This is a genomic window from Actinomadura nitritigenes, assembly GCF_017573545.1.
GTDB lineage: Bacteria > Actinomycetota > Actinomycetes > Streptosporangiales > Streptosporangiaceae > Spirillospora > Spirillospora nitritigenes.
Genome location: NZ_JAGEOK010000011.1, coordinates 289,297 through 300,127 on the forward strand (window position 1 = coordinate 289,297; position 10,831 = coordinate 300,127).

Annotated in this window: 10 protein-coding genes; 4 read left to right on the forward strand and 6 right to left on the reverse strand. The window is 75.1% G+C overall.

The window, feature by feature from the left end; all coding sequences use genetic code 11:
* Positions 1-3 precede the first annotated feature (3 nt).
* Positions 4-879 carry an oxygenase MpaB family protein gene (locus J4557_RS19380; RefSeq protein WP_307800071.1) on the reverse strand — a complete coding sequence of 292 codons (876 nt, stop codon included), beginning with the start codon at positions 877-879 and terminating at the stop codon, positions 4-6.
* 318 nt (positions 880-1,197) lie between these two features.
* Between J4557_RS19380 and J4557_RS19385 the strand changes: the two genes are divergently transcribed.
* A complete protein-coding gene (locus tag J4557_RS19385; protein WP_190857158.1) occupies positions 1,198-1,557 on the forward strand; it encodes a hypothetical protein in 360 nt (119 codons plus the stop codon).
* A gap of 91 nt (positions 1,558-1,648) precedes the next feature.
* Here J4557_RS19385 and J4557_RS19390 read toward each other — a convergent pair whose 3' ends face one another.
* Positions 1,649-2,665: an alpha/beta fold hydrolase gene (locus J4557_RS19390; RefSeq protein WP_208268107.1), complete on the reverse strand. Its 1,017-nt coding sequence runs from the start codon at positions 2,663-2,665 to the stop codon at positions 1,649-1,651.
* Positions 2,666-2,890: 225 nt separating this feature from the next.
* On the opposite strand from J4557_RS19390, the gene J4557_RS19395 reads away from it, so the two are divergent.
* Together J4557_RS19395 and J4557_RS19400 are read left to right on the forward strand one after the other, a co-directional pair.
* Positions 2,891-3,904, forward strand: coding sequence for an ABC transporter ATP-binding protein (locus J4557_RS19395; RefSeq protein WP_208268108.1), 1,014 nt, complete (start codon positions 2,891-2,893; stop codon positions 3,902-3,904).
* A complete protein-coding gene (locus tag J4557_RS19400) occupies positions 3,901-4,743 on the forward strand; it encodes an ABC transporter permease (protein ID WP_208268109.1) in 843 nt (280 codons plus the stop codon). Before J4557_RS19395 ends, J4557_RS19400 begins: the two co-directional genes overlap by 4 nt.
* 117 nt (positions 4,744-4,860) lie before the next feature.
* On the opposite strand, the gene J4557_RS19405 is transcribed toward J4557_RS19400, so the two are convergent.
* Together J4557_RS19405 and J4557_RS19410 are read right to left on the reverse strand one after the other, a co-directional pair.
* Positions 4,861-5,613, reverse strand: coding sequence for an SRPBCC family protein (locus J4557_RS19405; protein WP_208268110.1), 753 nt, complete (start codon positions 5,611-5,613; stop codon positions 4,861-4,863).
* A 134-nt stretch (positions 5,614-5,747) separates the two neighbouring features.
* Positions 5,748-6,413 (reverse strand): helix-turn-helix domain-containing protein, encoded by a 666-nt coding sequence (locus tag J4557_RS19410; protein ID WP_208268111.1) that lies wholly within the window; start codon positions 6,411-6,413, stop codon positions 5,748-5,750.
* A 149-nt stretch (positions 6,414-6,562) separates the two neighbouring features.
* On the opposite strand from J4557_RS19410, the gene J4557_RS19415 reads away from it, so the two are divergent.
* Positions 6,563-8,326: a glycoside hydrolase family 15 protein gene (locus tag J4557_RS19415; RefSeq protein WP_307800072.1), complete on the forward strand. Its 1,764-nt coding sequence runs from the start codon at positions 6,563-6,565 to the stop codon at positions 8,324-8,326.
* Between the two features lie 6 nt (positions 8,327-8,332).
* Here the strand turns inward: J4557_RS19415 and J4557_RS19420 are convergent, their stop codons facing one another.
* Both J4557_RS19420 and J4557_RS51685 read right to left on the reverse strand, forming a co-directional pair.
* Entirely contained in the window at positions 8,333-9,961 is a 1,629-nt protein-coding gene (locus J4557_RS19420; RefSeq protein ID WP_208268112.1) for an MFS transporter, read from the reverse strand.
* A gap of 118 nt (positions 9,962-10,079) precedes the next feature.
* Entirely contained in the window at positions 10,080-10,634 is a 555-nt protein-coding gene (locus tag J4557_RS51685) for an FHA domain-containing protein (protein ID WP_208268113.1), read from the reverse strand.
* Positions 10,635-10,831: the final 197 nt, after the last annotated feature.

Genomic DNA, 10,831 nt, shown 5'->3' on the forward strand with positions numbered 1-10,831 from the left:
GGGTCAGGGGCGGCCGCGCCGCCGGCGGTCGCGGCGGCTGGCGAGGGTGCGGTCGACGCGGTGCCGGGCCAGCCGGACCAGCAGCGGCCGCGGCGGCCGCCGCAGGAACGCGGGGGTGAGGTGGTGCAGGTCGGTGGCGGTGCGCAGCACCAGGTCGGCGGCGCGGCGCCGGTTGTGCGTCCAGGGCAGCCCGTACTGGTCGCGCAGCGCCTCCGGCAGCAGCGCGGTCGTGACGAGGCGGAACACCGCGAGCGCGGGGGCGAGGGCGCGCAGCTTGCGCGGGTACAGCACGGCGGCGGCGACCTCGCGGGCGGTGTCGGTGACCTCGAGCGACGCCACCGTCTCGGCCATGTAGGCCCGGAACGCCGCCAGGTCGGGCGGCTGGGCGTCCAGGGGGCAGCCGAGGACCTCCGCGACGATCCGCGCCTGCCGGTAGTACTCCTCGGCGAGGTCGGGCTCGCCGTCGCCGGGCCGCATGACGTGCTCGTAGATGTACAGGGCGGAGTCGATGAGGGTGGCGTTCACCCACAGCTGCAGGTCCGGGTCGTTGCCGGAGTAGCCCTCGCCGCGGACGGCGGTGTGGATGCCGCGGACCTTCGCGGCGATCCGCCCGACCTCGTCGGGCGTCCCGAACGTGGTGACGAGGAGGAAGTCCAGGGTGCCGAACAGCCGGGCGAGGGGTCGCTCGGCGAAGTCGCTGTGCTCGGCGACGCCCCGCGCGACCGCCGGGTGCGTCAGCTGCATGAGCAGGGCGCGGCCGGCGCCGAGGCCGACGAGCGGCTCGGCGGCGAGGGTGCGCAGCACCTCCCGGTCGGCGAGCCGCTCGGCGAGCACGTCGCCGGCGGGCACCGGCGCGGACGAGGCGCGGGGGGTGGTCACGGGGCCTCCCGGGGTCGGCGGCCTGTTCCTCCCCGCCATCCTCCCGCAATTATTGGCAGTGCGTCAATAAAGCCGGCCGCGCCGGGGGAGGCGGTGGGGCCCGCGGGTTCGGCCGCCGCGCCGCGGCGCTTTCGCCGCCCGCCCTGCATGAAAACGTCACTGTAAATCGCGTCAACATACGAAAAGACGCACTATGGCGGAACGCTGATGGCACAATCGAGGCTTCTGACAACCCCCGAGGGCAGTGGGACCGCCGGTGCGGCGCCGTGACGGCGGCCGCCGGGCCGCCCACGCGCTCCGCGAGAAAGGTCCCAGCCCGTGGCCATCCGCGACAAGATGCGCGCCAACGCGGCCCACGTCCTGCAGCCGGGCGAGAACGTCCAGGCCGTCTTCGGAGCCCAGACGACCAGCCAGTACTTCGCCCTGCTGTCGTACTGGATCATCCTGTTCACCAACGCCTACCGGGTCGTGGTGGTCACCGACCGGCGCATCCTGGTGTGCCGGTCCGGGCGGCTGCGCATGACCCCGGTCAACGAGGTGCTGCGCGAGCTTCCCCGGCACACCCGGATCGGGCCGCCCTCCGGCCTGTGGTGGCGCTGCGACTCGCTCGGCGAGCGCCTCTACGTGCACAAGCGGTTCCACAAGGACATCAACGCCGCCGACGGCGTCGCCGCCTGACGTTCGAGGCCGCCACGGCCCGGCGCCCTCCCCGCACGCCCCGCGGGGAGGGCGCCGCCGTGCCGGGCCGCCCTCTTGGGCGTCCCCGGGGTCAGGGCGCCGTCGCCAGCACGGCGTCCGCCACCTGCCGGGGATGCGATATCAGCGACAGATGGCGGGCGCCCGGAATGATCACGGGGGAGGGCGCGCCGATCCGCCGCGCCGTCTCGAACGGCGACCGGCGCGAGAACACGTCGTCGTCCGCGCCGAAGACCACCGCCTTGGGCACCCGGACCCGCGCCAGCTCCGCCACCCGCCCCGCGGGCAGCCCCACCACCGCCTGCATGCTCCACAGCGCGTCCTCCGCGCCCGGCATCTGGAACGGGCGCCGCCACCGCTCCACGCCCGCCTCGTCCAGGCGCGGGCAGGACGGCCCGCACTGCGCCCGGTAGATCGACCGGATCGCCCAGTCCGACCGGACGACCAGCCGCGTCACCGTCGTCCGGTACGGGTCGCGCAGCACGAACCGCAGCTTGTCGGAGCCCTCGCCGGCGCCGGTGTCGAGGGCGTCGCCGTCCAGGAACACCAGCCCGGCCGCCCGCCCCGGCTCCCGCAGCGCCGCCGCCGCGATCACCCCGGCGCCGCTGGAGTGCCCCACCAGCGCCGCCCGGTCCAGGTGCATCGCGTCCAGGAAGCCGAGCAGCTGCGCGGCCTGGTGCGCCGCGTCGAACGGGCCGCGCCGCTCGCTGTACCCCCAGCCGGTCAGGTCCAGCGCGTACACCCGGTGCCGGGCGGCCAGCAGCGGCGCGGCCGACGCCCACGTGTCGGCGGACTCGAAGGCGCCGTGCACCAGTACCACCGGCGTCCCGCGCGTCCCCCACTCCCGGTAGCGGGTCCGGATCCCGTCCGCCTCGGTGAACAGCGCGCCGGCCGGGGGCTTCGCCCGGCCCGCCGTCGCCGCGTTGTAGGCGAGGGAGAACACGGTCACCGCCGCCAGCAGCACCGCCAAGGCGATCAGCAGGCGCCGCCCCCACCTGCGCAGCCGCGGGCGGCGGCGCCCGGCGGGCTCCGGCACCGGTGCGGCGGTCGCGCCGGGCGGCGGCGCGGACGGATCGGTCACGGCGGTCATCACGCTCCTCCAGGGGGTCCCGCTCATCCTCCCCGGAACGCGCCCGCTCAGGCGTCCGGCGCCGGGAGTGACCGCGGCTGCGCCCCGCGCGGTACGCGGACACCGGCCGCGGGCTCCGATGCCCTACCGGAGGTGGAGGCGCATCGGCTCACGGGAGGATCCGCGCGAACCGTCCCCCGCGCTAGTGTGATCCCGATCACGAGAACCGACCCCCGGGATGCGCGCATGATCGAGGCGGAGCACCTCACCAAGCGCTACGGCGACAAGACCGCCGTGGACGACCTGTCCTTCACCGTCGTCCCCGGACGGGTGACGGGATTCCTCGGCCCCAACGGCGCCGGGAAGTCGACGACCATGCGGCTGCTGCTCGGCCTGGACCGGCCCACCCGCGGCGACGCCCGCATCGCCGGCCGCCACTACCGCGACCTCCCCGCCCCGATGCGGGTGGTCGGCGCGCTGCTGGAGGCCCGCGCCGTGCACACCGGCCGCAGCGCCTACAACCACCTGCTGTGCCTGGCCCAGACGCAGGGCATCGGGCGCCGCCGCGTCGACGAGGTCGCCGACCTCGTCGGCCTCACCGACGTCGCCCGCAAGCGCGCCGGCGGGTTCTCCCTCGGCATGGGGCAGCGGCTCGGGATCGCCGCCGCGCTGCTCGGCGACCCGTCCGTGCTGATCCTGGACGAGCCCGTCAACGGCCTGGACCCCGAGGGCATCGTCTGGATCCGCACCCTCATGCAGCGGCTCGCCGCGCAGGGGCGCACCGTGTTCGTCTCCAGCCACCTGATGAACGAGATGGCCGTCACCGCCGACCACCTCATCGTCATCGGCCGCGGCCGGCTCATCGCCGACTGCTCCACCGAGGAGTTCATCGAGCGCAGCACCGAGAAGATGGTGATCGTCCACAGCCCGGACGCGGCCCGGCTCGCCGGCGTGCTCGCCGCCGAGGGCGCCAAGGTCGCCCCGGACGGCGACACCGTCCTCACCGTCACCCGCATGGAGGCGCCCCGCGTCGGGGAGCTGGCCGCCGCCGAGGGCGCCGTCCTCCACGAGCTGACGCCGCGCCGCGGCTCCCTCGAGGCGGCGTTCATGGAACTGACCCGCGACAGCGTCGAGTACGGCACCGCCGCCGGGCCGCCCGCACCGGACGCGGCGGCCGTCCCGCCGCCGGCGCCGCCGGGCGGCGCGGAGGCCGCGCCCGCGGAGGGCGCCGCGCCCGCAGAGCAGGGGGAGAAGCGATGACCGCCGCCGACGCGCCCGCCCGCGAGCCCGCGAGCGACCCCGGCTCGTTCGCCCGTCCCGGGTTCGGCCGCCTGATGCTCGCCGAATGGACCAAGATCCGCTCGGTGCGCTCCACGCTGTGGTCGCTCGTCCTGCTGGTCGTGCTCGACCTGGGCTTCACCGCGCTGTTCGTGGGCCTCACGGTCGGGCAGTGGGACAAGGCCGACGCCGGCGACCGCGCGCGGGTCGTCGCCGACCCGGTCGGCACCATCCTCGGCAGCGGCTTCTCGCTGAGCCAGCTGACCGTCTGCGTCCTCGGCGTGCTGGTGATCGCCTCCGAGTACTCCACCGGCATGATCCGCGCCAGCCTGCTCGCGGTGCCCCGCCGGCTGCCGATGCTCTGGGCCAAGGCCACCGTGTTCGCGCTGATCGTGCTGCTCTTCGGCCTCGTGGTGTCGTTCGTGTCGTTCTTCATCGGCGCGGCGATCCTGCACGACAAGGCGCCGGTGTCGATCGGCGACCCGGGCGTCCTGCGCGCCGTGATCGGCGGCGGGCTCTACCTGGCCATGCTCGGGCTGTTCGCGCTCGCGATCGGCGCGATCGTCCGCCACCCCGCCGGCGGCATCACCGGCGTGATCGGGTTCGTGCTGGTGCTCGCGCCGCTGGCGCAGCTGCTGCCCGGCAGCATCGGCGACCACGTGCACGCCTACCTGCCCTCCGAGGCGGGCCACCTGATCGCCCAGGCGCACCAGGGCAAGGACGACCTGCTGACCCCGTGGCAGGGCTACGGGGTGTTCGCCGCCTGGACCGCCGCCCTGCTGGCCGCCGCCGCGTTCCTGCTGAGGCGCCGCGACGCCTGACGCCGCCGCCCAGGACCCGGCCGGCCGGCCGGGTCCAAGGCGGTGCGGAGCCGCGCCACCCTCCCGCCGGCGGGGCGCCCGGGGGACCGTCCCCGCGGGCGCCGCCGCCGTTCCGGATCAGGCGTACAGGCCGTCCAGCCAGCCCTGCCACGCCTTGCGCGTCGCGTCCTCGTCGCCGGACGCTCCGGCGGCGAACCGGTGCAGCGCGATCCCGACCGGCGCGCCCCACGTGTTGCGGCCGAAGAACCGGTACATCGCGTCGCCGGTGCGCAGGCCGAGGAAGTTCTCGTTGCGGAAGTCGACCACCGCGTCCACCTCGCCGGCGCCCGGCAGGTCCACCCGGACCCGGTCGCCCTCGGCCGCGCCGTCCGCCGCCGACGCGCCCAGCCCGAGCGCCCGGCCGACCGCCTCGAAGGCGTCCTTCGCCGCGGACGCCGCCGGACCCTGCACGTCGGTGTGCACCGCCCGCATCCCCGGGAAGTGCGTCACGTACTGGCGCAGCGTGTGCAGGTAGAAGTCGGTGTGCCGGTTCGCGCCGTCGTACTGGTCGTCCCAGTTCTCCACGAAGATCCCGCTGTGCACGTAGCGGACCCAGGACCGGCCGCCCTCGCGCGGCTCGATCAGGTGGTCGAGCTGGTTGAGCGACTGCCCGACCGCCTTCAGCTCCTCGGGCGACTCGGACCGCACGACCAGCCGGTGCGGCGGATCCCACGTCGCCACGGTGGAGCCGTGGCCCGCCGAGCCGCCCTCGCGCGGCTCGTACTCCGACGGCCACAGCCACCCGGCCGTGTTCACCGTGATCGCGTCCCAGATCCGCTCGGGCGGCGCGTCCACCTCGAACTCGCGGACGATCTCGAACTCCTTCGCCATGGCGTGCTCCTCGCTCCGGCGCGCTGCCCGCGCGCCCGTTCCGTTGGTGTGCCGATCTGCCCGCGGCGTCGCGGCCCTGCGGCCTTGCGGCTCGGCGCCGTCATGCCGCGCCGCCGCGCGGCGGCGCACGGTCTTCAGGACCCGTCCGCGTCCGCCGCGCGGCGGTCCTGCTCGATGCCCGGCGGGTCGCCCACCTCCGCCCCACCCGCAGCGGGCGGCTCGGCCTTGAGGGAGGGGTGGAGGGCGATGACGACGCGGTGGGGACGGCCGCCCTCCGCCGACGCGTCGTGGTACTTGCGCACCAGCGCGCCGACGCCGGCGGTCAGCTCCTCCACGAACGCCGCCCGGTCGGCGGCCGAGGCGAACCGGACCTCGCCGTCCAGCGCGTAGGTGGCCAGCCGCTTGTTCGCCCGCTCCGCGCCGGTGATGAGCGCGCCGACGTCCCGGACCAGCCGCGCCGCCAGCGCCAGCAGCCAGCGCGCCGACAGCGCGTCGCGGTGCCGGGCGGGGTCGGGCTGCAGGCCCGGCAGCGCCAGCGGCGAGATCACGTACGACGCCGCCGTGGCGCGCAGCAGCCGCTCGGTCATGTTGCCCTTGCGGCGCTCCTCGACCAGCTCGACCAGCCCGTGCCGCTCCAGCGCCCGCAGGTGGTAGTTCACCTTCTGCCGCGGCAGCCCGACCCGCGCGGCCAGCGCCGCCGCCGACAGCGGCTCGGCCAGCTCCGCCAGCAGCCGCGCCCGCATCGGGTCCAGCGACGCGGCCGCCGCCCCGGGCTCCTCGATCACCGTCACGTCCAGCATGCGCCCATCATCGCCACCGACAGTCGAAGTTGTCAAGACAAAAAAATTTGTCGGTACCGCCGGACGAGTGATCACGGCCCCGGATCGGCGGTCCTTTCTCGGGTAGTGACCTCTCGACGCACGAACGGCGCGAGGCGAAGGAGGTCGCGGTGGGGGGCACGGGCGGACGGGACTCGCTGCCGAAGGCGCTGCGCGACTACGCGCTGATCGCCGACGGGGAGCGCGGCGTCCTGGTCGGGCCGCAGGGCGAGTACGCCTGGATGTGCTTCCCCGCCTGGGACTCGCCCGCCGCGTTCGGCGGCCTGCTCGGCGGCCCCGGCGACTACGTCGTCCAGCCCGCCGCCGAGCGCTGGGTGTGGGGCGGCTACTACGAGGACCGCGGGCTGATCTGGCGCAGCCGCTGGGTGACCGGCGACGGGGGCATGGTCGAGTGCCGCGAGGCCCTCGCCCGCCCCGCCGACCGCGACCGCGCCGTCGTCCTGCGCCGCTGCCGGGCGGTGCGCGGTGCCGCCCGCATCCGCGCCGTGCTGGACGTGCGCGCCGGCGACCGCCGCGAGCGGATGCGGGACCTGCACCACCACGGCGGCGAATGGACGGCCCGCAGCGGCCCCGCGCGGATCCGCTGGCGCGGCGGCGACGAGGCGGTGGTGCGGGAGAACACCGACGGCGGGCCCGTCCTGGCCCTGACCTTCGACCTCGCCGAGGGCGAGTCGCGCGACCTGGTCCTCGAGATCGCCGAAGGCGCCTCCGAGGGCGCCCTGGACCCCGGCGCGCTCTGGGACGCCACCGAACGCGCCTGGCACGACGACGTCCCGTCCTGCGAGGACACCATCGCCCCGCGCGACGCGCGCCTCGCCTACTCGGTGCTCACCGGGCTCACCAGCAGCGGCGGAGGGATGGTCGCCGCCGCGACCACCGCGCTGCCCGAGCGCTCCGACGAGGGCCGCAACTTCGACTACCGCTACGCCTGGATCCGCGACCAGTGCTTCGCCGGGCGCGCCGTCGCCGTGCACGGCGGCCCGCCCCGGCTGCTGCGCACCGCGGTCGGATTCGTCACCGCCCGCCTTCTCGCCGACGGCGACCGCCTCAAGCCCGCCTACACCGTCACCGGCGAGGACATCCCCGGGCAGCGCGACAGCGACCTGCCCGGCTACCCCGGCGCCACCGCCGTCACCGGCAACCGCGCCAGCTCCCAGTTCCAGCTGGACGCGCTCGGCGAGGCGCTGCTGCTGCTCGCCGCGGCCGCCGAGCACGAACCGCCCGGCCCCGAGCGGGCCGAGGCGGCCCGCGTCGCCGCCGACGCCGTCGCCCGCCGCTGGAAGGAGCCGGACGCCGGCATCTGGGAGACCCACGACGACCTGTGGACCCACTCGCGGCTCAGCTGCGTCGCGGGCCTCCGCCGCGCCGCCCGGGTCCTGGCCGGGCCGGCCGAGGCGTCCTCCTGGAACGACCTCGCCGACGCCGTCCTCGACGAGACCGCCCGCACCTCGCTCGCCCGGGGCGGACGGTGGAAACGGGCCCCAGGCGACGATCGCGTGGACGCCGCGCTGCTCATCCCGCCGCTGCGCGGCGCCCTGCCGCACGACGACCCGCGCACCGTCGCGACCCTGGAGGCGGTCCGCTCGGACCTCGTCCAGGAGGGCTTCGTCTACCGGTACCGCGTGCGGGGCCAGCACCTCGGGGTCGCCGAGGGCTCCTTCAGCCTGTGCGGCTTCTTCCTCGCCCTCGCCGAGCACCGCCAGGGCGAGACCGCCCGCGCGCTGCGCACCTTCGAGCGGACCCGGTCCGGCTGCGCCACCAGCGGCCTGTTCTCCGAGGAGTACGACGTCCAGCAGCGGCAGCTGCGCGGCAACATCCCGCAGGCGTTCGTGCACGCGCTGCTGCTGGAGTCCGCCGCCCGCCTCGCGGACTGACCGGCGTCAGGCGTCGGCGGGCTGCGCGGCCGGAGCGCCCGCGCTCGTCGGCCGCCTCCTCGTCTCCACCCCGAACGCCGCGACGACGAGCACCGCGAGCAGCAGCGGGAGGGCGCCGAGCAGCGCGGTCGTGTTGATGGACGGCACCGTCGCGCCCACCACCAGCACGATCGTGACGACCACCCCGCCGAGCTTGCCGACGCCCGCCGACAGGCCGGAGCCGCGCGAGCGGATCCGCGTCGGGTAGATCTCCGAGCTGTAGGCGGCCAGCACCGCCGCGATCGTGGCGGTCCCGACGATCGGGCCGGCCAGCAGGACGTACAGCCACGTCCGGTCGTGCGCGAGCGACTCGCCGGAGAAGGAGAAGGCCACCAGCGCCGCCGCGGTCAGCGCGGTCAGCACGATGATCGTCTTCTTGGCGCTCCACAGCCCGTACATCGCGGCGGCGACGAACACCAGCGGCAGCCCCAGCAGCGAGGAGTCGCGCAGCGCCGCGTCGGCCGACTTCTGGGCCAGGCCGAGCCTCTGCAGGTTCGACGGGATCCACAGCTGGAACCCGTAGGTGACCAGGCCGATGCCCAGGCCCAGCACCACCACCGCGATGCTGAGCCCGGCGAGCGGCGGCCGGAACAGCGGCGTGAAGCCCCCGCCGTGCGCGGCCTCCTGACGCTCCTCGGCGGGAGCCCGCACGTCGTCCTCCGTCACGTCCTCGACGGCGCCGTACCGGGACATGATCGTGCGGGCCTCGTCCTCCCGGCCGTGCGCCAGCAGGAACCGGGGCGACTCGGGGATCCAGCGGTTCAGCGCGATCAGCAGCACCCCGGTCGGCATGCCCAGCAGCCACAGGATCCGCCACGAGTAGTGCGGCACCAGCGCCGACGACAGCGAGCTGGTGATCGCGTAGGCCAGCGCCAGGTTCCCGCCGATCAGCACCATCACCCAGCCGCGGTGCCGGCCCGGGATCATCTCCGCCAGCAGCGAGAACGTGATCGGCAGCATCCCGCCCGCGGCCAGGCCCATCAGCAGGCACATCGCCAGGTTCCACGAGAACGACGGCATCGCCCCGCACACCGCGGTGGTCACGAACATCACCCCGGCCAGCAGGATGGACGAGCGCCGCCCGATGTGGTCGCCGAGCCAGCCCCACAGGAACGAGCCGGCGACCGTCCCGGCCAGGCCGAACAGCGGCAGCAGCGCCACCGGCCAGTGCCCGCCGGGGTTCAGGGCCGACTTCAGCCCGTACTCCTTGCCCATCCCCGGCGCCACGAACGACAGCGTGATCGGCTTCATCGCGTCGATCGTCACCGCCGTCGTCATGACGATGACCAGCCCGATGTGCGCCCGCCGGAACGGCGCGTCGTGCGCCGCGCGGACGCGCACCTCGCCGTCGCGACGGGACGCGGCGAGACCGCGCGGGATGAGCCCGTACGCGGTGAGCGCCAGGCCGACCACGATGAGCGCCATCCCGGTCAGCATCGGGGGGTCCATCGACATCCCGCGCATGTCGTAGTGCATGTCCGCCGAGTCGATGTACATCGGCAGGTGCAGGGCGACGCCCGCGACGCAGGCGATGAACCCGGTCCAGAAGGCGGGCGGATGGGCGAAGGTGATACCGCCCATGGGCCGTGTTCGCATCGGTGTCCTTTCGGAGGGGGCGGCCGGCGGGCCGGCCGCGGTGGGAGCGCCGTCAGGCACGGTGGTTGTGACGCGGCGGGCGCCCGGGCGGTGCGCGTCCGGTTCCGGCCAAGCCGAATCAGACCTTCCGGTTGGACTCGAACCGGAACGTGCGGGTCAGCCCGACCCGGACGGTCGCGCCCGGGGCCAGCTCGACCGGGGTGTCGGACGGCAGCCGGACGAAGTCCGCGGCGCCGGGCGCGCGCACCGCCGTCCCGTTGGCCGAGCCGAGGTCCACCACGGTGACCTGCCATTCCTCCAGCCGCACGAGGACGTGCCGGCGGGAGATCGACTCCTCGGCGTCGGTCATCCGAAGCGGATGCGCGCGGCCCTCGGCGACCTCGGGCGCCCGGTCGGGCCGCCGCCCGACCAGCTGGTCGTCCTCGAGCGGGACCGTCTGCCCGTCGTCCAGCAGCAGCACGCCGAGCGGCGGCCGCGGCCCGTGGAACGGCGACAGCGTGAGCTGCAGCATCGAGATCCCGCAGACCGCGCAGTAGTGCGCGCGCGGGTCGTTGAAGTGCTCGTTCTTGCAGTTGACCCCGAGCACCTGCGGCCCGCCGGGGCGCCGCTTCGGATGCCTGCGGATCAGGCTGACCCTCTCGCGCGGCGGGTCCCCGGCGCTCGTCGCCGGCACGCCGTCGACCGGCGTCGGCGGCAGCGGCGCCGGCTCGGCCGTCGTCGGGCGGGCCGGCGCGACCGGCCGCGGCGCGACCGGTGCGGACGCGGTGGGCGCGGCAGAGCGTCGTGTAGGGGAAGAGTGTTATGATTAGTTGTGATTTCTGTGTTGGCCTTCTTCTCTAATTAACCAATGTATTAATGATCATACACTTG